The 26,333-nt window shown below is 70.4% G+C and carries 28 protein-coding genes and 3 tRNA genes; 13 read left to right on the top strand and 18 right to left on the bottom strand.

Annotation, left to right across the window (positions count from 1 at the left end; translation table 11 throughout):
* Positions 1-513 precede the first annotated feature (513 nt).
* The 4 genes from AB0G10_RS25590 to AB0G10_RS25575 all read right to left on the bottom strand — a co-directional run bounded on the left by AB0G10_RS25590 (position 514) and on the right by AB0G10_RS25575 (position 5,122).
* Positions 514-1,368, bottom strand: a complete 855-nt coding sequence (locus tag AB0G10_RS25590) for a Rieske 2Fe-2S domain-containing protein (RefSeq protein ID WP_360926417.1) — start codon at positions 1,366-1,368, stop codon at positions 514-516.
* 44 nt (positions 1,369-1,412) lie between these two features.
* On the bottom strand, positions 1,413-2,768 hold the full coding sequence (locus AB0G10_RS25585) for an NAD(P)/FAD-dependent oxidoreductase (RefSeq protein ID WP_360926414.1): 1,356 nt from the start codon (positions 2,766-2,768) through the stop codon (positions 1,413-1,415).
* Positions 2,769-2,924: 156 nt separating this feature from the next.
* Complete coding sequence (locus AB0G10_RS25580; protein WP_360926411.1) at positions 2,925-4,235, bottom strand: deoxyribodipyrimidine photo-lyase; 1,311 nt, start codon at positions 4,233-4,235, stop codon at positions 2,925-2,927.
* The gene (locus AB0G10_RS25575) at positions 4,235-5,122 is read right to left on the bottom strand and encodes a phytoene/squalene synthase family protein (RefSeq protein WP_360926409.1); all 888 of its coding nucleotides are present in this window, start codon (positions 5,120-5,122) and stop codon (positions 4,235-4,237) included. Before AB0G10_RS25575 ends, AB0G10_RS25580 begins: the two co-directional genes overlap by 1 nt.
* Positions 5,123-5,230: 108 nt before the next feature.
* Between AB0G10_RS25575 and AB0G10_RS25570 the strand changes: the two genes are divergently transcribed.
* The 7 genes from AB0G10_RS25570 to AB0G10_RS25540 all read left to right on the top strand — a co-directional run bounded on the left by AB0G10_RS25570 (position 5,231) and on the right by AB0G10_RS25540 (position 9,764).
* Positions 5,231-6,259 (top strand): polyprenyl synthetase family protein, encoded by a 1,029-nt coding sequence (locus AB0G10_RS25570; RefSeq protein WP_360926504.1) that lies wholly within the window; start codon positions 5,231-5,233, stop codon positions 6,257-6,259.
* A gap of 34 nt (positions 6,260-6,293) precedes the next feature.
* Positions 6,294-7,772: a phytoene desaturase family protein gene (gene crtI / locus AB0G10_RS25565; RefSeq protein WP_360926406.1), complete on the top strand. Its 1,479-nt coding sequence runs from the start codon at positions 6,294-6,296 to the stop codon at positions 7,770-7,772.
* Entirely contained in the window at positions 7,773-8,360 is a 588-nt protein-coding gene (gene idi / locus AB0G10_RS25560) for an isopentenyl-diphosphate Delta-isomerase (protein WP_360926403.1), read from the top strand. It abuts the gene before it with no gap.
* Positions 8,350-9,312, top strand: a complete 963-nt coding sequence (locus tag AB0G10_RS25555) for a MerR family transcriptional regulator (RefSeq protein ID WP_360926400.1) — start codon at positions 8,350-8,352, stop codon at positions 9,310-9,312. Before idi ends, AB0G10_RS25555 begins: the two co-directional genes overlap by 11 nt.
* Before the next feature lie 174 nt (positions 9,313-9,486).
* A tRNA-Glu gene (locus AB0G10_RS25550) sits at positions 9,487-9,559 on the top strand.
* A 42-nt stretch (positions 9,560-9,601) separates the two neighbouring features.
* A tRNA-Asp gene (locus tag AB0G10_RS25545) sits at positions 9,602-9,675 on the top strand.
* Between the two features lie 12 nt (positions 9,676-9,687).
* A tRNA-Phe gene (locus AB0G10_RS25540) sits at positions 9,688-9,764 on the top strand.
* Between the two features lie 338 nt (positions 9,765-10,102).
* Here the strand turns inward: AB0G10_RS25540 and AB0G10_RS25535 are convergent.
* Positions 10,103-11,521 (bottom strand): calcium-binding protein, encoded by a 1,419-nt coding sequence (locus AB0G10_RS25535; protein WP_360926397.1) that lies wholly within the window; start codon positions 11,519-11,521, stop codon positions 10,103-10,105.
* A gap of 203 nt (positions 11,522-11,724) precedes the next feature.
* On the bottom strand, positions 11,725-12,696 hold the full coding sequence (locus AB0G10_RS25530) for a calcium-binding protein (RefSeq protein WP_360926394.1): 972 nt from the start codon (positions 12,694-12,696) through the stop codon (positions 11,725-11,727).
* Positions 12,697-12,879: 183 nt separating this feature from the next.
* Between AB0G10_RS25530 and AB0G10_RS25525 the strand changes: the two genes are divergently transcribed.
* On the top strand, positions 12,880-13,269 hold the full coding sequence (locus AB0G10_RS25525; protein ID WP_360926391.1) for a hypothetical protein: 390 nt from the start codon (positions 12,880-12,882) through the stop codon (positions 13,267-13,269).
* Positions 13,266-13,949, top strand: coding sequence for a DUF2786 domain-containing protein (locus tag AB0G10_RS25520; RefSeq protein ID WP_360926388.1), 684 nt, complete (start codon positions 13,266-13,268; stop codon positions 13,947-13,949). Before AB0G10_RS25525 ends, AB0G10_RS25520 begins: the two co-directional genes overlap by 4 nt.
* Here AB0G10_RS25520 and AB0G10_RS25515 read toward each other — a convergent pair.
* Positions 13,936-14,319, bottom strand: a complete 384-nt coding sequence (locus tag AB0G10_RS25515; protein ID WP_360926385.1) for a hypothetical protein — start codon at positions 14,317-14,319, stop codon at positions 13,936-13,938. The two genes, AB0G10_RS25520 and AB0G10_RS25515, sit on opposite strands and share 14 nt — an antisense overlap.
* A gap of 19 nt (positions 14,320-14,338) precedes the next feature.
* The gene (locus AB0G10_RS25510) at positions 14,339-14,737 is read right to left on the bottom strand and encodes a hotdog fold thioesterase (protein ID WP_360926502.1); all 399 of its coding nucleotides are present in this window, start codon (positions 14,735-14,737) and stop codon (positions 14,339-14,341) included.
* A gap of 131 nt (positions 14,738-14,868) precedes the next feature.
* On the opposite strand from AB0G10_RS25510, the gene AB0G10_RS25505 reads away from it, so the two are divergent.
* Positions 14,869-15,117: a hypothetical protein gene (locus tag AB0G10_RS25505; protein WP_360926382.1), complete on the top strand. Its 249-nt coding sequence runs from the start codon at positions 14,869-14,871 to the stop codon at positions 15,115-15,117.
* A 45-nt stretch (positions 15,118-15,162) separates the two neighbouring features.
* Here the strand turns inward: AB0G10_RS25505 and AB0G10_RS25500 are convergent, their stop codons facing one another.
* The 4 genes from AB0G10_RS25500 to AB0G10_RS25485 all read right to left on the bottom strand — a co-directional run bounded on the left by AB0G10_RS25500 (position 15,163) and on the right by AB0G10_RS25485 (position 18,494).
* Entirely contained in the window at positions 15,163-16,440 is a 1,278-nt protein-coding gene (locus tag AB0G10_RS25500; RefSeq protein ID WP_360926379.1) for a PrsW family intramembrane metalloprotease, read from the bottom strand.
* Between the two features lie 43 nt (positions 16,441-16,483).
* The gene (locus tag AB0G10_RS25495) at positions 16,484-17,065 is read right to left on the bottom strand and encodes a hypothetical protein (RefSeq protein ID WP_360926376.1); all 582 of its coding nucleotides are present in this window, start codon (positions 17,063-17,065) and stop codon (positions 16,484-16,486) included.
* Between the two features lie 83 nt (positions 17,066-17,148).
* Positions 17,149-17,715, bottom strand: coding sequence for an RNA 2'-phosphotransferase (locus AB0G10_RS25490; RefSeq protein ID WP_360926373.1), 567 nt, complete (start codon positions 17,713-17,715; stop codon positions 17,149-17,151).
* The gene (locus AB0G10_RS25485; protein WP_360926370.1) at positions 17,712-18,494 is read right to left on the bottom strand and encodes a methyltransferase domain-containing protein; all 783 of its coding nucleotides are present in this window, start codon (positions 18,492-18,494) and stop codon (positions 17,712-17,714) included. The genes AB0G10_RS25490 and AB0G10_RS25485 overlap by 4 nt, the downstream gene beginning before the upstream one ends.
* A 14-nt stretch (positions 18,495-18,508) precedes the next feature.
* On the opposite strand from AB0G10_RS25485, the gene AB0G10_RS25480 reads away from it, so the two are divergent.
* Positions 18,509-18,883, top strand: a complete 375-nt coding sequence (locus AB0G10_RS25480) for a PPOX class F420-dependent oxidoreductase (RefSeq protein ID WP_360926367.1) — start codon at positions 18,509-18,511, stop codon at positions 18,881-18,883.
* 132 nt (positions 18,884-19,015) lie between these two features.
* Here the strand turns inward: AB0G10_RS25480 and AB0G10_RS25475 are convergent, their stop codons facing one another.
* Positions 19,016-19,225 carry a BldC family transcriptional regulator gene (locus AB0G10_RS25475; RefSeq protein ID WP_014687221.1) on the bottom strand — a complete coding sequence of 70 codons (210 nt, stop codon included), beginning with the start codon at positions 19,223-19,225 and terminating at the stop codon, positions 19,016-19,018.
* A gap of 281 nt (positions 19,226-19,506) precedes the next feature.
* A complete protein-coding gene (locus tag AB0G10_RS25470) occupies positions 19,507-20,346 on the bottom strand; it encodes a hypothetical protein (protein ID WP_360926364.1) in 840 nt (279 codons plus the stop codon).
* Between the two features lie 148 nt (positions 20,347-20,494).
* On the opposite strand from AB0G10_RS25470, the gene AB0G10_RS25465 reads away from it, so the two are divergent.
* Positions 20,495-21,559 (top strand): Glu/Leu/Phe/Val dehydrogenase dimerization domain-containing protein, encoded by a 1,065-nt coding sequence (locus AB0G10_RS25465; RefSeq protein WP_360926361.1) that lies wholly within the window; start codon positions 20,495-20,497, stop codon positions 21,557-21,559.
* A 192-nt stretch (positions 21,560-21,751) separates the two neighbouring features.
* Positions 21,752-21,967 carry a DUF3073 domain-containing protein gene (locus AB0G10_RS25460; protein WP_014440246.1) on the top strand — a complete coding sequence of 72 codons (216 nt, stop codon included), beginning with the start codon at positions 21,752-21,754 and terminating at the stop codon, positions 21,965-21,967.
* Positions 21,968-22,092: 125 nt separating this feature from the next.
* Here AB0G10_RS25460 and amcA read toward each other — a convergent pair whose 3' ends face one another.
* The 4 genes from amcA to purF all read right to left on the bottom strand — a co-directional run bounded on the left by amcA (position 22,093) and on the right by purF (position 26,245).
* Positions 22,093-22,317: a multiple cyclophane-containing RiPP AmcA gene (amcA, locus tag AB0G10_RS25455; RefSeq protein WP_360926358.1), complete on the bottom strand. Its 225-nt coding sequence runs from the start codon at positions 22,315-22,317 to the stop codon at positions 22,093-22,095.
* Positions 22,286-23,389, bottom strand: coding sequence for a cyclophane-forming radical SAM peptide maturase AmcB (gene amcB, locus AB0G10_RS25450; protein WP_360926499.1), 1,104 nt, complete (start codon positions 23,387-23,389; stop codon positions 22,286-22,288). Before amcB ends, amcA begins: the two co-directional genes overlap by 32 nt.
* A 118-nt stretch (positions 23,390-23,507) precedes the next feature.
* A complete protein-coding gene (gene purM, locus AB0G10_RS25445) occupies positions 23,508-24,659 on the bottom strand; it encodes a phosphoribosylformylglycinamidine cyclo-ligase (protein ID WP_360926355.1) in 1,152 nt (383 codons plus the stop codon).
* A 35-nt stretch (positions 24,660-24,694) separates the two neighbouring features.
* Positions 24,695-26,245, bottom strand: a complete 1,551-nt coding sequence (gene purF / locus AB0G10_RS25440) for an amidophosphoribosyltransferase (protein ID WP_360926352.1) — start codon at positions 26,243-26,245, stop codon at positions 24,695-24,697.
* Between the last annotated feature and the right edge of the window lie 88 nt (positions 26,246-26,333).

The following is a 26,333-nucleotide window of genomic DNA, read 5'->3' as shown; positions in this document are numbered from 1 at the left end:
CGTCCTGAGCCAGGATCAAACTCTCCAACAAAATCTGTGGAAAATCTGATTCCCAGCAACATGATATGTTGCCAAAGGAATCTCCCACCCATCCCGAAGGACAGGCCGGGGTATTGCCATAATTGGCACTGGCTTATCAAGCACCCTGTTGAGTTCTCAAAGAACAACCGCACACCGTTTCAGCGTTTCCGCTTGCCCGGGGCACTCGCTCTACTTTACTAGAGCTTCTCGGCGTTGTCAACCGGTTGATCCCGGTTGGTACCGATCTAGCCCAGTAAATCCCCCTAGACAGCCCACAGCGAAGCCTTAAGATCCGTTCCAGAGGATTTGGCAGGACGGCCGCTGCGTTCCTGAACTTCCAGGACCGCCGCTCGCCCGTTTCCCTGCCGGCTCGCAAAACATTACCCGCAGGTTTCCCGCTGCTCCAAATCGGGTCCCAGTGTTACGCATCCCCGCAGGTCAGCGCAGGGAAAAGCGGGAAGACGCAGGCTCGTGCCCGAGGAAACCGGCGATCTAGGGCCGGCGGACCTCGACCATCCCGCCCACGACCCGGACCGGAAGCACCGGCTGATCGTTCCCGGCCGGCCCGTGAACGGCCGCTCCATCGCTGAGCCGGAACGTGCTGCCGTGCCACGGGCATACGACACAGGCTTCCCGGCCGCTTCCGATCACCTCACCCTCCCCGAGCGGACCCGCCTCGTGCGAGCACCGCTCGATCAGCGCCGTGACCCGGTCCCCGCGGCGGAAGAGCAGGACGGGCACGTCCCCGGCCTTCCGGACGGCGACCTTCTCCTCGGGGAGCGAGGAGAGCGAGCCGACCGCTGTCCACTCCTCCGGGACGCGGGCCACCTCGGGCGCCGCGTGGCTGATGCCGCCGCCCTGGGCGTACGAGAGATGCCCGCCCAGATAGGCGCCGGCGCCCGCGACCGAGAGCCCCGCGTAGGCGAGGGCTCTCCCCCGGGACGCGTGCCCGGTGAGCCGGGCCACCAGGGAGCCGGCATAGAGCGCGGTCGCCACCAGGTTCGTCGCGGCGTGCACGAGGCCGACCCGCCGGCGGTCCTTGGTCATCTCCGACCAGTCCACCCAGCCGGCCACGGCGGCCGGGAGCACCGCGGCCGTGCCCACGCCGATCAGCGTGGTGGCCGCCTTGTGAGCGCCCGGCACCAGGTCGAGGACGGCCGCCGACATGAACGCGCCGACCGGCACCTGCACCAGGACCGGGTGCAGCGGATGCCCGAACTTGGTGCCGTGCAGCACGTCGCGCAGCGTGCGCGGCCGGATGGCGGAGCTGACCGTCGCCTGCATGGTCTCGCTGATGCCGTCGAGAGCTTCGGCCTGTTCGAGTCGGGTGATCGCCTGCCGCAACATGTAAAGGCCGTTCCCGGAGGGGAACGGCCCAAACAAAAGAGACCTCAGGCGAGCTCGGCGAGCGCCGACCCGATTCCCCGGTGGAACGTCGGGTAGGCCCAGATCGTGCTGTTCAGCGTCGCGATCGGGACGGCCGCGTGCACGGCGACCGACAGCGCGCCGATCATCTCGCCGCCGGCCGGTCCGGCCGTGGTGGCGCCGACGAGGACGTCCCCGGCGGCGATCACCTTGATGAAGCCCTCGTTGCCGGGGCCGTGGATGAAGCCGCGCGAGGTGCCGGATAGCGGGACGTACCCGACGCGCACGTCGAGGCCCTGGTCGCGAGCCTGCTTCTCGGTGAGGCCGACCGCGCCGATCTCCGGGTCGAGGAAGGTCACCCGCGGGCGGGCGCGGTAGTCGGCGCCGGGTCCGCCCTGGCCGAGGATGTCCCGGACCGCGATGTCGGCCTCGTACATCGCCATGTGCGTGAAGGCGCCGTTCCCGGTGACGTCGCCGACCGCCCAGATGCCGTCGGCGACGCGCATCCGATCGTCGGTGGTGAGGAAGCGGGCCGACGGGTCCAGCCCGACGGTCTCCAGCCCGAGGTCCCGGAGCCGGGCCGACCGTCCGGTCGCGACGAGCAGTTTGTCCCCTGTGACAACCGACCCGTCCGAGAGCGTCACGGTGAAGCCGTTGTCATACCGGACATTCTCCGCGCGGACCGACGTACGAACGGTCACGCCGTCCGCACCGAGCACCGACGCGGCGACCGCCGACGACTCCGGCTCCTCCATGGCGAGCAGCCGCTCCGACCCCTCGATGATCGTGACCTGGACGCCGAACCGGGCGAACGCCTGGGCGAACTCGGTCCCGATCGCGCCGCCGCCCAGGATCAGCAGCGAGCCGGGCAGGGTCTCGGCCTCGACGGCGTCCCGGTTGGTCCAGTACGGGGTGCCGGCCAGCCCGTCGATCGGCGGGATGACGGCGGCCGTCCCGGTCGCGACGACGAGCCCCTTCGAGGCGGCGAACTCCTGGTCGCCGACCCGCACCCGCCCCGGTCCCGTGATCATGGCGGTCCCCCGTACGAAAGCTCCGCCCTTGCTCGTGAAGCGATCGACCGCGACCTTGTCGTTCCAATCGTCGGTGGCCTCCTCGCGAATCCGCTTCGCCACCGGCCGCCAATCCGGCTCGACCGTCGCGGAACCGGCCAGGCCGGGGATCCGCCGCGCCTCGGCCAGCGCCGAACCGGCCCGCACCATGATCTTCGTGGGGATGCATCCCCAGTACGGGCACTCGCCGCCGACCAGGTTGTGCTCGACGCCGACCACGCTCAGACCGGCCGCGGCCAGACGTCCGGCGACCTCCTCGCCGCCGACCCCGAGGCCGAGGACCACCACATCAACTTGCCGCACGTCACTCATGCGCCCAGATAACCATCCCGATGCGCATGAGATCGCTTCGCGGTGGGAAAGGTCGGACGCCGGAGAGCGCGGTCCGCGGGGCCTACCGGTGAACGTTTTGACGGACGCAACCGCCGGCAGGCCCCGCGCTCCCCATCCGGCACGCCGGACGGGAACTCATGGCCGCAGCCACACCGCCTCGTCCCGCTGCGACTCGAGCGGTCCGGGATAGTCGAGGCCGCGGCGTTCCGTCCCGGGCAGGCGCCACGGCTGATGGACGGCCGGACCGTCGATGCCCTTGAGCTCGGGTACGTAGCGCCGAACGTACACGCCTTCGGGATCGAATCGGAGCGCTTGGCGGATCGGATTGAACCGGCGATGGGGTCGGCTGTCGTTCCCGGTGCCGGCAACCCATTGCCAATTACCCGAATTATTCGGTACGTCCCCATCGATCAGCCAGCGGAAGAACCAGTCGAGGCCGAGCCGCCAGTCCACGCCGAGGTGCTTCGTGAGGAACGCCGCGGTGATCAGCCGGGCCCGGTTGTGCATCCAGCCCTCGGCGCGCAGCTGACGCATCCCGGCGTCCACGACCGGCACCCCCGTCAGCCCGTCCTGCCAGTGCCGGAGCGCGTCCTCGTCGTAGCGCCAACCCCGGTCGCCCGCCGGTCGCAGCGGCTCGGTCGAGAGCTTCGGGAAGACCCGGGTGACCTGGTAGTAGAAATCACGCCAGCAGAGCTGGCGCACGAAGGCTTCGGCGTTTCTCGCCCTGGCTGCCTCGGCGACGCTCAGTGGGGAGAGACAACCCCAGCGGAGGTACGGGCTGAGCCTGCTCGTCCTGTCCCCGGGCATGTCGTCGTGCCCATCGGCGTACGCATCGATGGACAGCAACCAGGCACTCAGCCGGCGGTGCCCGAGGGTCTCGCCGCCCTCGGCGGCATGGGGCGACTCCCCGTCCGGGATGTCCGGAAGGCGGCCCGGATCGACGCCCTCGGGCAGCGTGATCCGATCGGGGGTGCTCGCCTGCTGCCGCCACGTGGCCTGTGACCAGGAGCGGTAGTAGGGCGTGAAGACCTTGTAGCACTCGCCGCCACCGCCCGGCCGCAGCGCGCCCGGATCGACGACCGTGACGCCGGGGTGCACGCGCAGATCCCGCTCGCCGGCCAGCCGGCGCTCCCGCCGGCGGGCGTATCCGCTCACGTCGGCGGCCACGTGGATCGCCCCGGCCTCGTGCTCGCGCGCCAGCCGGATCGTCTCGGCCACCGGGTCGCCGGTGCGCACGACCAGGTCGCCCCCGCGCTCGCGGAGCTGCCCGCGCAGGTCGGCCAGGCTCTGGTGGAGGAACCGGGACCGGTTCGCGGAGAGGCCGCCCAGCTTCGGGTCGAGGACGTAGAGCGGGATCACGGTCTCCGCGCGCTCGCAGGCCTCGGCGAGCGCGGGGTTGTCGTGCACCCGCAGGTCCCTCGTGAAGAGGACGACCGCCGTACGCATCAGGCGGCCATCTGGATCGGCGTGCCCGGCCTGGTCAGGAGACTGCGGACGGCGACGGCGGCGCGGCGGCGGTTCGGCACGGTGGCCCGGCGGGCGAAGACGTCGTAGCCGGCCGCCTCGATCTCGCCGAGGATCCCGCCGTAGAGCTGGAACGCGGTCCGCATGCAGGCCTGGGAGGCCGGCTCGAGCAGCGGGATGCCGGGCGCGGCGGCCGCGTAGTGCTCCCGGGCCTTGGCGATCTCGAACTTGATCAGCTCCTTGACCGCCGGGGTGGCGACCCGCCGGTCCAGGATCCTGCGCGTCACGCCGAACTCGGCGAGGTGCTCCTCGGGCAGGTACACCCGGTCCCGGTCGAGGTCCTCGGCGATGTCCCGGATGAAGTTGGTGAGCTGGAAGGCGAACCCGAGCTGGCGGGCCGGCTCGCGGGCCGCGACCGGGTCGGACGAGCCGAGGATCGGCAGCATCATCGTGCCGATGACCGCGGCCGAGCCCTCCATGTAGTCGAGCAGGTCGTCGTAGGTCGGGTACGCGCTCACGGTGATGTCCATCGCCATGCTGCGCAGGAACTTCTCGAAGTCCTCCAGGTCGAGGTCGAAGACCGCGATGGTGTGCAGGACGGCGGGCAGGAGCTCGTCCCGGGTGGGCTCGCCCCGCAGCCCCGCCATGAACTTCGCCGACCAGGCCTCGAGCAGCGCTGCTCGCTCCGCGGTGGGCCTGGACTCGGTGCGGTCGACGATTTCGTCCGCATATCGGGTGAATCCATAGAGAGCGTGCACGTGCCGCCTCTTCCACGCCGGTAGCAACCGGGTCGCGAGGTAGTACGTCCGTCCGTGCTCTCGGTGAAGTTCACGGCAGCGGGTATACGCAGCCGTCAGATCGGTATCCATCCCGGGCCTCCCGGCCAAATCGACGCACGAATCGACGCAACTTCAAAAAGTTAGGGTACGGTATTCCGCGTGGCCAATCACACCCTCGAGGGAAGTCGCTGTGAAGCGATCCCACGCCAGCCGGTCTCGCATCGGGCGCTGATCGGAGCCGTCGAGGGAACCCTCGCCGACTTCCTCGCCTCCCAGATCGCCGCCCTGGACGCCGTCGACCCGGCGCTCGGCGGCTTCGCCCGTACCGCCCGTGATCTAGTCATGGCAGGCGGGAAGCGGCTTCGGCCGACGTTCGCCTACTGGGGCTGGCGCGGTGTGGTCGGCTCCGCCGAGCCGCTCGAAGCGGTCTTACCCGCACTCGGCGCTCTTGAACTCATGCACACGTTCGCGCTGGTGCACGACGACCTGATGGACGAGTCGGACACCCGGCGCGGCCGGCCGACGGCCCATCGGATCTTCGCCTCCCAGCACGGGCGGCACTTCGGCGGCTCGGCCGCGATCCTGGTCGGCGACCTCTGCCTGGTCTGGGCCGACCAGCTGCTGGCCCGCACCCGCCTGCCCGCGGCGGCCCTGCTCGACGTGCGCGACCGCTACGACCGGATGCGGGTCGAGGCGATCGCCGGCCAATACCTGGACGTCCTCGGGGAGAGCGACCCCTCGTCCTGGTCGGTGGAGCGGGCGCTCACCGTGGCCCGGCACAAGACGGCCAGCTACACGATCCAGTGGCCGCTCTCGTTCGGGGCGGCGCTGGCCGGCGGCGACCGGCGGCTCGACGAGGCGTACCGGGTGTACGGGATCACCGTGGGCGAGGCGTTCCAGCTCCGGGACGACCTGCTCGGGGTCTACGGCGATCCGGCCGTCACCGGCAAGCCCGCCGCCGACGACCTGCGCACCGGCAAGCCCACCACCCTCCTGATGATGGCGAAGCGGATGGCCACGCCGGCGCAGCTCACCGCCTTCGACACCGGGGACATCGCGCTCCGCGCCCAGATCATCGCGGACACCGGCGCCCCGGCCCGGGTCGAAGAAATGATCAAAATTAGGGTCGACGAGGGCGTGGCAGCGCTCTCCGAGGCGCCCATCCACCCCGACGCCCGGGCCGCGCTGATCGAACTGGCGACCGTGGCGACCCACCGCCCGGCCTGATGTCCTCCTCCCCCCTCATCCTTGGAGTTCTCCCGTGCGCGTTGTGACCGGACCCACCGACCGGGTCGTCATAGTCGGGGCCGGCCTCGGCGGGCTGGCCTGTGCCCTGCACCTCGCCGCCGCCGGCCGGCAGGTGACAGTCGTCGAGCGTGAGCCGATCCCGGGCGGCCGGGCCGGCCGTCTCTCGGTGGGCGGCTACGAGTTCGACACCGGGCCGACCGTCCTGACCATGCCGGAGCTGATCGAGGAGCCGCTCGCCGCGGTCGGCGAGAAGCTGTCCGACTGGCTGGAGCTGCGGCCGCTCGACCCGGCGTACCGGGCGTACTACCCGGACGGCTCGACGCTCGACATCCGTACCGACACCACCCGGATGGCGGCCGAGATCGCCCGGGTCTGCGGCCCCCGCGAGGCGGACGGGTACCTGCGGTTCGTCGAGTACACCCGCCGGCTCTGGGAGCTCGAGCGCAACGACTTCATCGACAAGAACCTCGACACGCCGTTCGACCTGATGAATCTCGGGCTGCTCAAGCTCCTCGGGATGGGCGCGTTCCGGCGCCTCCAGCCGAAGATCGAGCAGTTCTTCCGCGACCCGCGCACCCAGCGGATCTTCTCGTTCCAGGCCATGTACGCCGGGCTCGCACCGCACGACGCGCTCGCCATCTACGCCGTGATCGCCTACCTCGACTCGGTGGCCGGGGTCTACTTCCCGGTCGGCGGCATGCACGCGGTGCCGAAGGCGCTGGCCGGCGCGGCCGAGAAGCACGGCGTCACGTTCCGGTACGACACCACCGTGGAGCGGGTGCTCACCGCGAACGGGCGGGCCACCGGCGTCGTCACGGCCGGCGGCGAGCACATCCCGGCCGACGTGGTGGTGCTCAACCCGGATCTGCCGGTCGCGTACCGGGATCTGCTGCCGGAACGGCGCCGCCGGCCGCTGCGCTACTCGCCGTCCTGCGTGGTGCTGCACATCGGCTCCGACCGCAGCTACTCGAAGATCGCCCACCACAACATCCACTTCGGGAAGGCGTGGAAGGGCACGTTCGACGAGGTGATCCGCAAGGGCCTGCTCATGAGCGACCCGTCGTTGCTGGTCACCAACCCGACGCACAGCGAGCCGTCGGCCGCGCCCGAGGGCCGGCAGACGTACTACGTGCTGGCCCCCGCGCCGAACCTGGAGGCCGGGCCGATGAACTGGCGCGGCGGCCTGGACCGCCGGTACGCCGACGAGATCCTGCGCGTGCTGGAGCACCGCGGCTACATCGGCTTCCGGGACGGCATCGAGGTGCAGCGGATCGTCACGCCCGCCGACTGGGCCGACGAGGGCATGGCGGCCGGCACGCCGTTCGCGGCCGCGCACTCGTTCACCCAGACCGGCCCGTTCCGGCCGTCGAACATGCACCCGAGCCTGCCCAACGTCGTCTTCACCGGCTCCGGCACGCAGCCCGGCGTGGGCGTGCCGATGGTGCTGATCTCCGGCAAGCTGGCGGCCTCGCGGGTCACGGGTGGTCTCTAGGTGGGCTCCCGGGAATCGCATCTGGTCGAGCTCGTCGACACCTCCGGGGTCGCCGTCGGCTCGGCGACCGTCGAGGACGCGCACAACGCCCCGGGGCGGCTGCACCGGGCGTTCTCGGTCTTCCTGATCGACGGCGAGGGGCGGGTCCTGCTCCAGCAGCGGGCCTCCGTCAAGACCCGGTTCCCGCTGCGCTGGGGCAACACCTGCTGCGGGCATCCGGCGCCGGGCGTCCCTCCGGCGGATGCCGCTGTGGAACGGCTGGGTGAGGAACTCGGCGTCGGCGGGGTGCCGCTCGTTGAGGTGGGCGTGTACACGTACTTCGCCGAGGATCCCGTCACCGGACGGGTCGAGCGGGAGTACGACCACGTGCTCCTCGGCCGGCTGCCGGTCGGCACGACGTTCCGGCCCGACCCCACCGAGGTGGCGCGGCTGCTCTGGGTCTCACCGGAGGATCTCCAGGAGCGCCTGGTGAGCGATCCGGACTCCTATGCGCCGTGGCTCGGCGGGGTGACGTCCCGCCTGGTCTCGCATCTCTCGGATTCCTCGCATCCCCCGCTTCTCCGTTCGGAGTGGCCGGGTGGCGAATGACGGACTGAGCGCGGGCGCCGCCGCCCGGCGGCTCGGCGTCGCGGTGACCACCCTGCGCACCTGGCATCAGAGGTACGGGCTGGGTCCCAGCCGGCACGAGCCGGGCCACCATCGGCGGTACACCGTCGAGGACATGGCCCGGCTCCAGGTCATGCAGCGGCTCACCGCGCAGGGTGTGGCGCCCGCCGAGGCCGCCGCGTGGGCGAAACGGTCCCCCGCCGAACCCCCGGAACCGGCGTCCGCGGTCCCCGCGGCACCGGTCGGCGCGGTCCCCGCAGCACCGGTCGACGCGGTCCCCGCGGCGCCGGCCGGCGGTGGGCAGACCATCGCGCTCGGGTCCCGCGCCGACCCCGCCGCCCGCGGCCTCGCCCGGGCGGCCATGCGGCTGGACGGGCCCTCGATGCGCCACATCATCGAGGACGCCGTGACCGGTCGCGGCGTGATCCCGGCCTGGCAGCAGGTGGTCATGCCGGTGCTGATCGGTATCGGGCAGCGCTACGAGGCCACCGAACGGTTCGTCGAGGTCGAGCACCTGCTCTCGCGGACCGTCACCGAGGTGCTGGCCGCCGTGCCGCGTCCGCCCCGCGACCGGGAGCCGCGCGTCCTGCTCGCCGCGGCCGACGAGGAACAGCACACGCTCCCCCTGGAGGCGCTCACCGCGGCGCTGGCCGAGGCGGGGGTGCCCACGCGCCTGCTCGGCGCGCGCGTGCCGTCACGGGCGCTGCTGGACGCCGTGGAGCGCACCGGACCGGACGTCGTGGTGCTCTGGTCGCAGCTGCCGGCCACCGGACGGGTTGATCAGCTGGAGCGGCTCATGGCCGTACCCCGCCCGCCCCTCATGCTCGCGGCGGCCGGTCCCGGCTGGCCCACCGAGGGTTTGCCCCCCGCGACGACGACGTTCGGTGATCTCGCGAGCGCGGTCCGTGCCATCGCCGCGGCAACCTCCGGATGACCCTCACGTTTCTGCAGGTCAGGGACTTACGGAAAGAAAGGGGGGTACCGATTTGGAGACCGCTCGGGGGATCACATATGCTTTGCAAGCACTCAACGGGGCGCGGTTGAGGCGAACGAAGGCCACCAGCGTTGCGATCTCGCTTCCAGCGGGGTGTGCAATGATGGCGGAGTTGCCCTCATCGTCTAGTGGCCTAGGACGCCGCCCTTTCAAGGCGGTAGCACGGGTTCGAATCCCGTTGGGGGTACTGGTAAGTTAGCAGCGCAAGTTGCTGACGAACCAAAAGCAAGGTCCTGTGGAGCAGTTGGAGTGCTCGCCGCCCTGTCAAGGCGGAGGTCGCGGGTTCAAGTCCCGTCAGGACCGCAACACCAGCACGGCCAGGTAGCTCAGTTGGTACGAGCGTCCGACTGAAAATCGGAAGGTCGGCGGTTCGACCCCGCCCCTGGCCACCAGGCTCTTCGCCGGGCACTGAGCATCGTCCACCAGCGTTTCCGCGCGGTGGACGTTTTGCTTTTCCAGGCCCTTTCCGACGCCGTGGTCCACGCCTTCGTTCGCGGGCCGCAGGAGGAACCTGCGCGGTTCATCGTCGTCGTGTCAGAAGCGGCGCCCTCGCCAGATGTGGGGAGGCCCGCGCGGTCACGGGGGAGACGGCGCGGGCCCGGACGCCACCATAGCGTCGATCAACGTGTCTGATCGAGAGGCTGCGGCGGATACATAGGGAAACCACAGGGAGACGGGAACAGCCCGGCCGCCACGAGGGCGACCGGGCTGTCCGGTGTTGCTTCGGTGATTACTTGCGGGCACCCGCGGAGGACGCCTCGGCCTTGACCTTCGGGGCCTCGAAGCCGGTGCCGGCGCCGCCCGCGGACTTGGCCGAGAGGCCGCTGCTGTCCGCCGGGAAGGAGTCCATCTCGCAGTTGACGGCCGAGCCGGCGGCGAGGACGACGCAGATGTCGCCGTCGATGTGGGCGCCACCGTCCAGCTTGTCCGTGGCGGCCGGGTTGCCGATCGGGTTGCCGGCGTCGTCGAAGTCGTCGGCGATCAGGGCGTCGTCGCCGGCGTCGCCCCAGAGGCGGTCGTTGCCGGCGAGGCCGTAGATGATGTCGGTGTCGTTGCCGCCGCTGATGCTGTCGTCGCCGGCCTCGCCACCCATGTAGTCGATGCCGTTCTCGCCCCAGACGTAGTCGTTGCCGTCACCGGACCCGACGAAGTCGTCGCCGGAGCCCGCCCAGATGCGGTCCACGCCGGCCTCGCCGTAGAGCTCGTCGGCGCCGTTGTTGCCCCACACCTTGTCGTCGCCGCTGCCGGCCTGGACCAGGTCGTCGCCGTCGCCGCCGTGCAGGGTGTCGTTGCCGTCCCAGCCGTACACCTTGTCGTTGCCGGCGTCACCGTACGCGGTGTCGTTGCCGGTGTAGGCCCAGAGGGTGTCATTGCCGGTGCCGCCGCCGAGCTTGTCGTTGCCGACGCCGCCCCAGATCTTGTCGTTGCCCGACTCGCCGTACACGAGGTCGTCGCCCGCCTCGGCGTCGAGCTCGTCGTTGCCGGTGCCGCCGACCACGCGGTCGTTGCCGGTGCCGCCCCACAGGTCGTCGTCGCCGGAGTCGCCGTAGATCTTGTCGTTGCCGGTGCCGGCGTCGCCCAGGTCGTTGCCGGAGCCGCCGTAGACGACGTCGTTGCCGGACTCGCCGAACAGCTTGTCGTTGCCGGTGCCGCCGTAGATGCCGTCGTTGCCCGACTCGCCGAACAGCTTGTCGTTGCCGCCGGCGCCCCACAGCTTGTCGTTGCCGGAGCCACCCTGCAGCTCGTCGGCGCCGGAGCCGCCGGTCAGCCGGTCGTTGCCGGAGTCACCGAAGACCAGGGAGGCCACCTTGGTCTTGTTCTTGAACGAGTCGTTCTTGTTGCCGAGGACCGCGATGATCTCGCTGGTCTTCTTCTTGGTGGTGCACTTGACCTTGGTCGAGTCGACCCGCTTGCAGCCCTTGCCGGGCTTGATCGCGACCTTGTCGTCGAGGGTCACGGTACGGCCCTTGATCGTCACGACGAGCGAGTTGGTCTTGTTCTTGCCGGCCACGAACTGGACCTTCGAACCGACGACCTTCGCGGCGCCGGTGGAGGCCGCCTGAGCGGGCGAGGCGAGGAGAGCGGTCGAGGCGACGGCGACGGCGGTCGCACCGATGGCCGCCAGGATCCGGCGCTGGTAAAGGAACATGGATACCCCCGTGAGAGATGTGCCGTCATTTCAACGCATGTAGATCCGTAAACCAAAGAAATTCCCGCAGGACGGGACCGTACCGACGCTTTGTCCAACAGGTGGACAACCGATCCGGACAACCGGCCCGAAAGGCCCTCCGGCCTCGGAGAACGAAGACGGCCCGGACGCGAGAGCGTCCGGGCCGTCGTGGGTTGCGCCGGTTACTTGGTACGGGCTTCGAGCAGTCGCTTCTTCACGTCGGCGAGTTCCGGGGCGACGCCGCCCGCCGACGCCGCCGCGAGGTCCCCGAGCGGAATCTCGGACAGCTCACAGTTGGCCTTGGTCGCGCCCGCGAGGGCGAGGCAGACGTCGCCGGTCAGCTGCGGGCCACCGTCCAGCTTGTCCGTCGCGGTCGCGCTGCCGACCGGCTTGAGCGACTCGTCGAAGGACTCGGCGATCAGCAGGTCGTCCTCGGTGGAGCCGGACAGCACGTCGTTGCCGGCCTCGCCGACCAGACCGTCGAAGCCGGCCTCGCCGTAGAGGAAGTCGTTGCCGGTGTCGCCGAAGGCGGTGTCGTCACCCGCGCCGGCGTAGATCCGGTCGACGCCCGCGCCACCGTCGAGGAAGTCGTCGTGGTTGCCGCCGAGCAGCTTGTCGTCGCCCGCGCCGCCGTCGGCCCAGTCGTATCCGTCGCCGGCACTGAGCACGTCGTTGCCGTTGCCGCCGATCAGGTAGTCGTCGCCGCCGACACCCCAGATCCTGTCGTTGCCGGCGCCGCCCCGCAGCTCGTCGGCGCCCGATCCGCCGGTCAGCTTGTCGTTGCCCGGGCCACCGTTCGCCAGGAGCGCGACCCTGGTCTTGTTCTTGACGGCGTCGTTCCTGTCGCCGAGCGCCACCTTGATCAGCTTGGTGGCCTTCTTGGTGGTGCACCTGACCTTGGTCTTGTCGACCTTCCTGCAGCCCTTGCCCGGCTTGAGCGCGACCGAGTCGTCGAGCGTCACGGTGCGGCCCGAGATCGAGATGACCAGGTTGTTGGCCTTGCCGTTCAGGGCCTGGAACTGGACGGTCGTGCCGACGACCTTCGCGAGACCGGCCGAGGCCGCCTGCGCCGGCGTCGCCAGGACGGCGGTCGAGGCGACGGCCGCGGCCGAGGCGCCGATGAGCGCCAGAGCCTTGCGGGTGAACAGGAACATGCGGTTACCCCCGTGTGAGCCGAAGTGCCGTGGCGCACATTTCAACGCACGTGGATCTCGGTGCCAAGGCCGTTTTCGGCAGAACGGCACGGTACCGGCGTGTTGTTCACCCAACCTTCACTGTGGTGCGGAAAACCACCCGTCCGCGAGCGTCGCTTGACGGTTGGACGTACCTTTTCTTGCGTGACCGAAGTACCACAGCACGCATTCGACGACGCCGCTCAGATCCTCGAGTGCGCGATCAGCGGCGACAGCGCTGCTGTGGCCGACACCTTCGACGCGGTCGTCGACCGCGAGGGTGTGGTCGGCGCGTGGGACGTGGCGTGGTGCCTCGCGGCGACCATGGTCGGGCAGCTCCCCGGCGGCGGCGCCTGGACGCTCGAGTTCCCCGGCATCGACGACGCGCAATACGACAAGCGCTGGGTGGCGCGGTTCGTCAGCGCGTACGTGAACGGCGACTTCCCGACCGGCGAGGCGCTCTTCGGCGCCGCGATCGCCGACGGCCTGCTGCCCGACTGCCTGCTCGCGCTCGCCGGCTCCACCGTGGCGACGCTGCGCCGCCGGGCCGCTTGAGCGAGCGCGTGGCCACGGAGCTGGCCCGCGTACGCAAACTCCTCGCCATGGCCGAGGACCCGGCCTGCACACCCGGCGAGGCCGAGGCCTTCACCGCGAAAGCCGCCGCGCTGATCGCGAAGTACGGCGTCGACCGGGCCATGCTCGCGGCCGGCGACCCGGCGGCTGACCCGGTCGGGGATCGCGTCGTCACGATCGACCCGCCGTACGCGCGGGACAAGGCGGGCCTGCTCGCGGCCGTGGCGTCACCGCTGCGCTGCCGCGTCGTCCACCTGGAGCGCCGCGGGATCGCGCGCAGCCACCTGTTCGGGCACGCGGCCGACCTGGAACGCGTCGAGCTGCTCTTCACCTCGCTGCTGGTGCAGGCCGCGCACGGGCTCGCGGCCGGTCCGGTGCCGTTCGCCGAGCATCCGGCGGCCTACCGGCGGTCCTGGCTCGTCGGGTACAGCCAGGCGGTCAGCGCCCGGCTGTGGTCGGCCGAGAAGGACGCCGCGGCCGAGACGCCCGGCGCCGAGCTGGTCCTGGTCGACCGCACCGATCTGGTCGAGCGGCGGCGCGACGAGGCCTACCCCCGGCTGGCGAAGCTGCCGCCGCGCCGGCTGCGAGGAAGCGGGCGGGTCCGCGGGTACCGCGCCGGGCAGCAGGCCCACCTCGGCGGCCCCGAGGTCAGTGACTCCTGAGATACAGCGCCTTGGCGTACTGGGTGGCGGCGGCGCTGTTGTACATCTGGGCCAGGGACATGAAGAACTGGTTGTCCGAGATCGAGCGGGCCGCCTGCGAGGTGCCGGAGTAGCGGATGTCAGCCTCCGCTTCGGACAGTCCGCGCGCCTTGAACTGCCGGCGCATCGCCATCTTGCCGGAGCGGAACGCGTTGCCGGCCTCCTCGGCGTTCTTCATGAAGGCCATGGCCTTCTCGCTGAGTGCTTCCGCCAGGGTGTACGCCGCCTGCTCCGCTTCGTTCGTGAAGGTCTGCACGATGTCGCCCTCCTCGATGAGACCGAGACCCGTTAACACTCTGATCGAACGGTTCGCGGCCATCAAGAGGCTCATCAGGAAGAGGCAGCGGGCGTCAGGCGCCGCGGAGCAGGCACGTGATCCGCGCGGTGCAGACCCGCTCGCCGGACTCGTCGGTGAGGACCACCTCGTACGTGGCGACCGCGCGGCCCCGGTGCACCGGCAGCGCGACGCCGGTCACCAGGCCGGACCGGGCCGCCTTGTGGTGCGTGGCGTTGATGTCGACGCCGACCGCGAACGGCCGGTCCACGGTCTGGCCGTGCATCACCGCGCCGACCGAGCCGAGCGTCTCGGCGAGCACGCAGGAGGCGCCGCCGTGCAGCAGCCCGTACGGCTGGGTGTTGCCCTCGACCGGCATGGTCCCGACGACCCGGTCGGCCGACGCCTCGGTGATGACGATGCCCATCCGCTCGGCGAGCGCGCCGCCGCCGTTGCTGGTGAACAGGTGCTGCATACCGTCTTCCGCTATATCCACGTCGGCGTACGTTACCGGCGCATGTCGTGCGGCCCAGCGACAACCGTCACAGGGGCAGGAGTGATCCGCCGGGGCGCCGGGTACGTGTAGTGCCCGACGAGAGGAGCACCATGAGCGAGCCGCAAGAGATCATCGAGACTCGGGGCGAGTACCGCGTGGACCTGCTCAAACAGGATGCGAACGGGGACGGACGGACGGACGTCTGGGTCGCGGACACGGACGGCGACGGCAAGCCGGACCTCTACCAGTTCGACACCGACGGCGACGGCAAGGTCGACGTCACGATGGTCGACCTCGACGAGGACGGCACCCCCGACAAGATCGTCGACGGCGACGGCGGCCTGCCGCCGCAGGCGTAAAGACCTGCCGCCGCAGGCGTAAAGACCAGCCGCCGCAGGCATAGGTCAACCTCCGCCCAGCGCGGACAGGGCCACCCAGACCACCGCGATCGCGACGACCGTGGTGCCGACCGTGGACGCGGTGTGCCGCCAGGACGGCACGCCCTCCACGGCCTCCGGATGACCGAGCTGCTCCAGGCGCGCGCGGTGTTCGCGCACCTCCGAGGCGGCCGGCGTGTCCGGGGCGCCGGCGGGCTCCGAGGTGGAGCCACGGCTCAGGTCGACCGCGAGCCGCGCCTGGGCACGCTGCAGCCGGCGTACCGTCGCCCTGGCTCTTCTCCCGGCCTGCGCCGCGGCATGCCGGCGGGCCGCCGCCCGCCGCGACCCCGATCCCAGCACCCGCAGCTCCTGCTCGGTGATCAGAGCGGGATCACGCAGGGTGGCGAGCTTCGCGACGTAGTAGGCCGCCTCCCGATCGTGCGCCCGGCGGACCAGCCAGAGGATCAGCAGCAGCGGTGGCAGGCCCTTGAAGACCAGCACCGCGAGCAGGGCCAGCGCGCCGTTGCCGAGGCCGTCCCGGAAGAGCGGCGAGTTCCAGAGCACGTGCGAGGCCCACGCGCCGAAGAGGGCGAGGCAGGCCATCCCGATCCGGTGCCGGCGGGTGCGGTCCGGATTCACCACGAGATAGCCGATACCGGCGCCGGCGAGCGCGCCGAAGAGCGTGTGGCTCCACACCCCGGCGAGGAAGCCGCGGACCAGGAACGTGGTGACGACCGGCTGAATCTGATCACCCTGCCCGGCCAGCGCGACCGCCCCGATCGCGAAGACCACGTCCTCCACGATCTGGAAGCCGAGGCCGACCAGAGCGCCGTAGACCACGCCGTCGAGCACGCTGTTCACCTGCGATCGGGCGATCACCACGATGGCGACCACGCCGAGCGTCTTGGCGATCTCCTCGACCGTCGGGCCGGCCAGCGCGGCGCCCCAGTCGGCGGCGAGGCGCGTCGAACCGAGTTTCGCGATCAGGTTCTCCAGCGCGGTGCTGCCCGAGATCGAGACGGTGGTGGCGACCAGGCCGCCCCAGGCGAACGCCAGCACCCGCAGGCTCGGCGGTTCCCGCTCGAGGAAGTCCAGCTCCGAGACGAAGAGCCAGAAGGGTACGGCGAGGAGCGCGAACAGTCCGATCGCGGTGAGGGTGGCGACCGGATAGGCGCCGAAGAACCGCCCGCCGATCTGGGCGATCCGCCAGCCACCGGCGATCAGCAACGCGAACACCACCCAGAACGCCGGGTTGCGGGCGGAGAACGCCGCCCGGGCGCCGCCGGGGCGGACCGGATCGCTCACGCCGGCGCCTCCGCTGCGCCGGCCGGCCCCGCCGGGCGCCCGCTCATCGGCGGCCCTCGTAGCGCAGGGTCCGGGTGCTCGCGTCGATCGCCGGCAGGGTGTGGTCGAGCTCGGCGTCGCCGCCGCTCACCGTGACCTCGATGGTGAGGCCGTGCGCCACGAAGACCGCGTATCTGCCGCCCCGGTTGCCGGCGGTGTATCCGCCCTGGACACCGGCGAGCCCGCCGGCCGTCGAGACGGCGAGCTGGGTGCCGGTCACCTGATAGCCGTTCGTGCCGGTGATGCGCTGGCGGAGGCTGTTCGCCGCGGCGGTCAGGTCGCCGTCGAAGGGCTGCACCGCCACGGCGTAGCGGACCGGTCCGATTCTGAACAGCGCGGTGCCGCGATCCTCGCCGGGCCGGGTGCCGGTGACGTCGAGCGTCGCGCCGGGCGGCGGCACGAGGGTGACCCCGGCCCCGACCTCGTAGGGCTCGCCGGCCGGGACGGCCCGCTCGGCCGGAACCGAGCGGTCGAGCATCGGCAGGCCGAACGCGAGACCGGCCAGCACGAGCACCAGGACGAGCGCGAGGGGCAGGCCGAGGGTACTGGGAAGGTCGGTCTGTTGACTGCGCGTGACCCTCCCCATCCGTCCACGCTAACGGCGCTCACCGGGAGTTGTCCTTCAGATCCTCCGGGTGCCCATTGTGGATAGAGAATCAAGCTGGCAGATTACGGATTTGTCCGTTTTATCGAAAGGTGAGCAGGGGGCACCACGGAGGTGAGCCACACCCCGTTGTCGCTGCGGTGGAAGACGTGCCCCTCCTCCGCCATCACCCCGGACGCGACCCGGAGGACCACCACGTCGGGCGATCGCCGGCGGCCCACCACGAGGGCGGTCGGCACGTCGGCCGAGAGGTGCACGTGGTGCCGGCTCCGCGGACGCAGGCCCTCCCGGAGGATCGCGTCGAGGTTCGTCCGGGGCGTGCCGTGGAAGAGCTCGGCGGGCGGTGTCACGGCCGGCAGCTCCAGATCCACGGCGACCCGCCGGGAGTGCCCCTGGCTGGCCCGGATGCGGTCGACGCCGTCCGGCCCGGGCGCGACGGCGAACCGCTGCTTGTCGTTGCCGGCCACCACCGCGTCCAGCTCCTCACGGCCGATGCCGAGGGCGGCCAGCAGCTCGGGGACGGGCACCCAGCCGTTCGCGTCGAGGGTGAGGCCCGCGGTCTCCGGCCGGTGGCGCAGCACCAGCGAGATCCGCCTGCTGAGGCGGACCTGATCGCGGGTGAGTCCGGTCATGGCTGTCGCTCCATGACCGCAAGGTAGTAGGGCCGGTCCCGGTCGTCGATCGATTTCAGCCGCCATCCGGTGCCCGCCAGCAGCGCCTCCAGCTCGGCCGCCGAGCAGTTCAGGTAGTCGAACCAGTCGGTCGCGACCTCGCGGTAGCGCAGCCGCAGCCGCAGCTGCCCGCCGAGCCGCCCCCGCTGCCGGTTCCGCTCGTGATAGGCCACGTGCACCGGGTCGCGGGTGCCGTACGGGTCGCTGCCCTGTGCCACGATCCGCGCGCCGGGAGCGGCCAGCCGGGACAGCGCCGCGAGGAACGCCGGTGCCCGCTCCGGGCCCTCCAGCAGGCCGAGGTTGTTGCCGAGCAGGAGGAATGTGTCGTACCGCTCGGCGGCCCGGGCGAAGTCGTCGACGGTGGCGAGGACGGTGTCGCGCAGCCCGCGCCGGCGGGCCACCTCGATGGCGCCGGGCGAGTTGTCCAGCCCGGTCACGGCGATGCCGCGGCGCTGCAGCTCGAGGGCGACGCGGCCGGCCCCGGCGCCGATGTCGAGCACCCGGCCCCGGCAGAGCTTCAGGGCCCGCCTGTCGTACGCCTGCCAGTCGGCCGGCTCGTCGAGGTAGTGGTCGGCCGGCGCGCCGTTGATGAGGCCGTCGTCCCGCTCGATCACCTCGATGACGGGGCGGGGGTACTTCCCGCCGGCCAGGGGCCTCGGCCCGATTCCGGTCCGTACCGCGTACGCGTCCCGGATCATCTCTCCGAAGGCGTCGCCGATCGTCGGCTGCTGCATGGTCATCTACTCTTGGGCACATGGCCGGACTGGAGCAACTCGGGTCGGAGAAGTACGTCCTGCTCACGACGTTCCGCAAGGACGGGCGAGCGGTGGCGACACCACTGTGGGTCGTTCCCGACGGCGACGGCCTCGGGTTCTGGACCGTCGCGGACAGCGGCAAGGTGAAGCGGATCCGCAACAGCGGCCGGGTCACCGTGGCGCCCTGCGACATGCGGGGCAACCCGACCGGCGGCGAGGCCGTCGAAGGTACCGCCCGGATCGGCGACCCGGCCGACTTCCAGCGGGTCGCTCAGACGCTCAAGAAGAAGTACGGCCTGATGGGCCGGCTCACCGTGCTGGGCAGCCGGATCCGTCGAGGGGCCGACGGAACCGTGGTCGTGCTGGTCAGCTGACCCCGTACCCAAATGGTCTTGGCCTCGTTGATCACTTCGACGAGGCAGAGAGACACAACTCCAGAGTACGAAGAAGGGGCGATCGCCTTCCCCAGCGCTCGCCCCTTACAACGATGATCGGTCGATGCGGTGTCAGTCGCCCTGACGCTGCGTCGGAATCTGGCCCTGGAGCAGGGCACGGACTTCCGACTCCCGGTAGCGACGGTGGCCACCCAACGTGCGAATTGCGCTGAGCTTGCCAGCCTTCGCCCACCGAGTCACGGTCTTCGGGTCGACGCGGAACATCGACGCCACCTCGGCCGGCGTTAGTAGCGGCTCAGGATCGTGCGTACGCGATGCCATCGGTCACTCCTCCACAGGTGCCTAAAAACATCGGCCGGGGTCCCGCCGGCCGGTGCGTCTCTCATGGTCCGGCTAGTCCCCGATGTCCGACATGGGCCGAACGGACGAACGTCCCCAGATAGATGGATGAAGCATGCCCGATTTTTGCGTGTTTTATACGCCAGATAGTGTCTCGTTTAGTCCGATTATGACGGTTCGGCGAACGCCGATTACGAAGAGTGTTCGCTTCGGGAGCGCTCCCGTCGGCAGGGATTAATCCGCCTCTGTCCTATTTCCGCAGGTCAGTTGCACCGCTCGAGAAGCTGCACGGAACGCCACCGCGCCACGAGCTTCTCGTATGCCTCACTAGCTGACTCAGCGTCACCGCGGGAGAGTGCCGAAAGTCCGGCTGCCACCAGTCCGGGGGAATCATCCTCGGTGAGCTTGTCCTCCGGAAGGAGGTTGACCAGGCCGCCGTAGTCGAGCTCGACCACCGAACGGGGATGGAACTCCTCCAGCCAGCGGGTGCCCTCCTCGACCGCCTCGGTGATCGGCGCGTCGCCCAGCGACTTGCGCAGCACCGAGACCGCGCGGTGCGCGCGCCGGCGGGCCTTGGAGATCTCGGTGCGGTACCGCAGCGTCCGCCGCCGGGCGTTCAGCGCGATGTCCCGCTCCTCCAGGTCCACGAAGGCGAACCAGCGCAGCGGCACGCCCCACGTGGAGACCTGCTCGTGCACCCGGGGCACGCCCTGCTCCAGGACCTTGGCGCCGCTGCGCCAGTCCTCCACCACGGCCTTCGCCTGGCCGGCCAGGATCGGCGGCACGAACGCGTCGGCGAGCACGGCCGGCACGCCGTCCCGGGCGCTCAGCGCCGCCTCGGCGACCCGCAGCCGGAGATTCCACGGGCAGACCAGGATCGCGTTGTCCCACTCCAGCACGTACGCCTCGTCGGGCAGGTCGGGAAGCCGGGTCCAGCCCGCCCCGAGCGCCTCCAGGACGGCGGTTCGCTGGCGTACCGGGCCCTCGACCGGGCCGAGGTCACGACCCTCCTTCGCGTACCTGCGCCAGAAGGACTGCCGCTCGCGGTCGAAGGCGGTCAGTGGCTCATAAACCCGAAGGTAAGAGGCGAAGAGTGACGGCACGGCGCGATCCTTTCACGAATCCGGCCGGGTGGAACTTCCCGCGCGGACGTAATGCGCGTCCGTTACCCGCCACTAGGCTTCTTCGTATCCCCGGCACACCCCCGCCGGGGCAACGGCCCCACGAAGGCCTACAACAAGGAGAGCAACCATGGACGTGTTCGACACCGACGGGCACGAACAGGTCGTCTTCTGCCAGGACCGGGCGACCGGCCTGAAGGCGATCATCGGTATCTACTCGACGGCGCTCGGCCCGGCGCTCGGCGGGACCCGGTTCTACCCCTACGAGGACGAGTCGGCCGCCCTCGCCGACGTGCTGAAGCTGTCCCGCGGCATGGCGTACAAGAACGCCCTCGCCGGCCTGGACCTGGGCGGCGGCAAGGCGGTGATCTGGGGCGACCCGGCCCGGGTGAAGTCCGAGGGCCTGCTGCGGGCGTACGGCCGTTTCGTCGAGTCGCTGCGCGGCCGCTACTACACCGCCTGCGACGTCGGCACCTACGTGGCCGACATGGACGTGATCGCCCGCGAGACCCGGTACGTCACCGGCCGCAGTGTCCAGCACGGCGGCGCCGGCGACTCCTCGGTGCTCACCGCCTGGGGCGTCTTCCAGGGCATGCGCGCCGCCGCCGAGCACACCTGGGGCAGTCCGACCCTGCGCGGCCGCACCGTCGGCGTCGCGGGCCTCGGCAAGGTCGGCAAGTACCTCACCGGCCACCTGGTCGAGGACGGCGCGACCGTGATCGCCACCGACGTGAGCGAGAGCGCCCTGGAGTGGGCCCGCACCACCCACCCCTCCGTGCAGCTCGTGGCGGACGCGGCGGCGCTGATCGCCTCCGACATCGACGTCTACGCGCCGTGTGCCCTCGGCGGCGCCCTGAACGACGAGACCGTCGCGGTGCTGCGGGCCAGGATCGTCACCGGCGCGGCGAACAACCAGCTCGCCCACCCCGGCATCGGCAAGCTGCTCAGCGAGCGCGGGATCCTCTACACGCCGGACTACGTGGTGAACGCCGGCGGCGTGATCCAGGTGGCCGACGAGATCCAGGGCTTCGACTTCGAGCGGGCGAAGCTCCGGGCCACCGGGATCTTCGAGACCACCCGCCGGATCCTCCAGCTCGCCGACGACGAGGGCGTGCCGCCGGCCGTGGCCGCCGACCGGCTCGCCGAACGTCGAATGGCGGAGGTCGGCCGTTTGCGTGCTATTTACCTGAACTGAGCCGGTTAAGTCGCTGCCGCGCGGCGCCGGGAAGGCCGTGGAGAGGCCAAACCGCGACGCGCGGCAGTGTCACACGCAACCCGAGGTGCCGAACGCGGCATCGTCCATGTACCGTAAGACCCACGAGAGATGCCTGACGTCATCGGGGCCCGCCTTCGGGCTGCCCCGAATTCTGTGCGAGGGGGTCGAGCCATGGGGCGCGGCCGTGCTAAGGCCAAGCAGACGAAGGTGGCGCGGGAGTTGAAGTATCACTCCCCGAACACCGACCTCACCGCCTTGCAGCGCGAACTGGCGAGTGCCGGTAAGTCGAATCATCACTTCGACGACGACAACGACGAGTTCGTCGATGATGATGAGGACGACGACGCGGATGACGACCGGGATACCTGGTCGCCGACAAGGCGCTGACCCGCAGTAGCACACAGAGCACGCGGCATGTCCGCGTGCTCCGGTGAGTCGTGGTCACACATTTCTACGGTTGAACCGAAGCCCACGCGGGTTGCCCCCGCGTGGGCTTCGACCGGGCGGCGCCCTCAGCGCGGCCGGTTGTTCCAGTTGTAGAACGTGGGAATGTTCTCGAAGTGGTTCCAGGCGCACACCGCCGAGCCGCCATCCGAGACTGCCTGTTCGGCTCGCTGCTGCCTGGCGGCCTCCGCCTCCGCGATGAGCGCGGTCAACCCTGCCCGGGTCTCGTGCACCCGTGCCGTGACCGGATCCTCCACACCGTCAGACGGCCGTGGCTTCATGATCTCGGGCATGGTCCAGCACTCCCTCCAGTAGGCGAATCTTGCTGTTCCGGCAGTGGTCCGTCTCGGTGACGTCGAACCTGCCGTGTTCGAAGTAGCGGTTGGCCGCGTGCGCGCCACCGCAGAAGCCGAAGTAGGGGCAGCTGCTCCGGCACGCCTCGATGCCGCTCAGGAACTCGCCTATCCACGGTGTGCCGGCCGCTCCGGCCAGGATCTCGCCGAGCGGCGTCCGCAGCACGTTGCCGCTGGAGAAGTCGCCGTACCGCGGGTCGGAGAAGCCGGCCAGCTCCGGCGAGAGCAGCACGACCGAGCCGTCGTACGCCACGGTCGGGATCGGGTCGAGCCGCCGGGGCAGCAGCGCGTCGGCCGTGCCGTCCAGCACCGCTGCGGCGTACCTCAGCGACCACTCCACCTCGCGCAGGTGGATCCGGGGCGCCCGGCGCCAGGCGCCGACCAGCTCGGCCCAGAACGCGCTCACGGCGGCCGGGTCGTGCCGGTTGGCCCGGGTGTTGACGCCCTCCAGCTCCTCGACGTTGATCCCGAGCACCTCGCAGCCCAGGTCGAGGAAGTAGTCGTACAGCTCGGAGGCCACGCCGGGTCGCGGGTCGCCGACCACGCAGAGCGCCGAGAACGGGATGCCGTGCCGGCGCAGCGCGTCGATCCCCTTCACGATGAGGTCGTAGGCCGGCCGGTTCCGGCGGTCCACCCGGTCGCCGTTGCGCTCCCGGGGGCCGTCCACGCTCACGCTGACGCGGACGTCGTGCGCCTTGAAGAACTCGCACCAGGCGTCGTCGATGAGCGTGGCGTTGGTCTGCACGTGGTGCTCCACCGACCCGCCGAACGGGGCGAAGAGGGCGGCCAGGTGGTCCAGGCCCGCAGCGAGCGGCTCGCCGCCGTGCCAGACCACCGAGAACCTCTGGTCCTTCGTGAACACGGCGACCGACTCGGCGACCTTCTCGGCCACCGCGACCGGCATCTTGAGATTCTCCCGCCGCAACGGTAGGTAGCAGTACCCGCAGGCGAGGTTGCAGAGGGTAGTCGGCTGCATGACGACGTAGCTGGGCACCGCGGAGATCCCCCGCATGCCGCTCCACGTCTCGGTCATGTCACGCACACTAGGCCTCGCGGTCCACCAATACGAAAGATCCGCATGTGCCGGACATCGACACACGCGGATCATTTCACGTTTTGTCCCGTTGCGGTCAGCCGCGGGTGTAGGAGCCGACCATCTGCACCTCGCCGGAGCCCTCGATGACCTCGCCGACCTGCCACGCCTCGACGCCACGGCCGGTGAGGTAGGCCATCGCGCGGTCCGCGTCGTCGGAGGAGACGACAGCGAACATGCCGACGCCCATGTTGAACGTGGCCTCCATCTCGGAGTCCTCGATGCGGCCCTTCGCCTGGATCAGGTCGAAGATCGGCTGCGGGCGCCAGGTGGACCGGTCGACCACGGCGTCCAGGGTGCCCGGGAGCACGCGGTTCAAGTTGCCGGGGATGCCGCCGCCGGTCACGTGCGAGAACGCGCGGACGTCGGTCTCCTCGATCAGGCCGAGGCAGTCCTTGGCGTAGATCTTGGTGGGGGTGAGCAGCTCCTCGCCGAGGGTGCGCTGGGTGCCGAAGTCGTCGACCACGGTGTCCAGGCGCATCCGGCCGGCGCCGAGCAGCACGTGGCGGACCAGCGAGTAGCCGTTGGAGTGCAGGCCCGAGGAGCGCATCGCGATGACGGCGTCGCCGATCTCGACCCGCTCCTTGCCGAGGATCTCGCTCTCCTCGACCACGCCGACGCCGGTGGCGGAGACGTCGTATTCGTCCGGGCGCAGCACGCCCGGGTGCTCGGCGGTCTCGCCACCGAGCAGCGCGCAGCCGGCGTAGCGGCAGCCGTCCGCGATGCCGGCGCCGATCTCGGCGACCTTGTCCGGCACGACCTCGCCGCAGGCGATGTAGTCGAGCAGGAACAGCGGCTCGGCGCCACACGCGACCAGGTCGTCGACGACCATGGCGACCAGGTCGATGCCGATCGTGTCGTGGATGTCGAGCTGCTGCGCGATCACCAGCTTGGTGCCGACGCCGTCGGTCGACGAGGCCAGCACCGGGCTCTTGTACTTCGCGGTGTTCAGCTTGAAGAGGCCGGAGAAACCGCCGAGGTCACCCATCACCTCGGGGCGGCTGGTCTTCTTCACCTTCGACTTGAGCAGCTCGACCGCACGGTCACCCGCGTGGATCGAGACACCCGCGTCCGCGTACGTCGCCGAGCGCTTGCGCGGGCCGCGGCCGGCGCCGGCCGTCCACAGCTGGCGGTCCGCGCCTTCGGCGCCGTTCGATCCGGCACTGCTGCGCTCGGACACGTGCGTCACGGTTCTCCCCTTAAGCGGTTCTATGTATCGAAAGGTCACGGGTGGGTCAGCGCGTTCGCGGCTTCGTAGTCCGACTCGAGGTCGGCCACCGCCGCGGTCGCCTGGTCCGGTGTGGCGTTGGGCATGCTCGCCCGCTTGCCGACGCCCTCCAGCAGGTGCTTGCCGATCAGGTCTCCGGCCGGGAGCTCGATCGGGTATTCACCATCGAAGCAGGCCATGCAGAGCCTTGTCTTCGGTTGCTCGGTCGCCTGCACCAGACCGTCCAGCGAGACGTAACCGAGACTGTCGGCGCCGATCGAGCGGCGGATGCCGTCGATCTCGAGGCCGTTCGCGATCAGCTCGGCGCGGGTCGCGAAGTCGATGCCGTAGAAGCACGGCCACTTGACCGGCGGCGACGAGATGCGCACGTGCACCTCGAGAGCGCCGGCCTCGCGCAGCATCCGGATCTGGGCGCGCTGCGTGTTGCCGCGGACGATCGAGTCGTCGATCACGACGATCCGCTTGCCGCGGACCACCTCGCGCAGCGGGTTCAGCTTGAGCCGGATGCCGAGCTGGCGGATGGTCTGGGAGGGCTGGATGAAGGTCCGGCCGACGTACGCGTTCTTCATGAAGCCGGCGCTGTAGGGAATGCCGGACGCCTCGGCGTAGCCGATCGCGGCCGGGATGCCGGACTCCGGCACGCCGATCACCAGGTCGGCCTCGACCGGGTGCTCCTTGGCCAGCTTGCGGCCGACCTCGACGCGGGCCGAGTAGATGTTGCGGCCGGCGATCGTGGTGTCCGGGCGGGCGAGGTAGACGTATTCGAAGAGGCAGCCCTTGGGCTCCGGCGCGGCGAACCGGCTGGACCGCAGGCCGTGCTCGTCGATCGCGATGATCTCGCCGGGCTCGACCTCGCGGACGAAGCTCGCGCCGGTGATGTCGAGGGCGGCGGTCTCGCTGGCGACCACCCAGCCGCGCTCCATCCGGCCCAGCACCAGCGGGCGCACGCCCTGCGGGTCGCGGGCGGCGTAGAGGGTGTGCTCGTCCATGAAGACGAAGCTGAAGGCGCCGCGCAGGGTCGGCAGCAGCTCCATGGCGGCGGCCTCGACCGAGAGGTCGGGTCGGCCCGCGAGCAGCGTGGTGACCAGGGCGGTGTCGGAGGTGGAGTCGCCCACCTCGAGGCCGCGGTCGGCGACCTCCTTGGCGAGCTCGGCCGTGTTGACCAGGTTGCCGTTGTGGGCCAGCGCGATCGTCGTGCCGGCCGGGGTGGCGCGGATCGTCGGCTGGGCGTTCTCCCAGTTGGAGCCGCCGGTCGTCGAGTACCGCGCGTGGCCGATCGCCAGGTGGCCGCGGAGGCTCGCCAGGGTCGGCTCGTCGAACACCTGGGAGACCAGGCCGATGTCCTTGTAGACCACGACCCCGGAGCCGTCGCTCACCGCGATGCCGGCGGCTTCCTGACCCCGGTGCTGCAGTGCGTAGAGCCCGAAGTACGTGAGTTTGGCGACCTCTTCTTCAGGGGCCCAGACGCCGAAGACGCCACAGGCATCCTGTGGGCCGCGCTCCTGGGGGTCGAGATCGTCGGTCAGTAGGCCGTCGCCTCGGGGCACCTGCTCGCTCCCTCATGTCGGATCTGCTGAAACGCTCGAAGCGCTGATCTGCTCGAACTCGCTGGTCCGCTCCGACCGACCAGTGTAC

The organism is Actinoplanes sp. NPDC023714, assembly GCF_040639855.1.
GTDB lineage: Bacteria > Actinomycetota > Actinomycetes > Mycobacteriales > Micromonosporaceae > Actinoplanes.
This window is presented reverse-complemented; position numbering and strand designations above follow the sequence as displayed.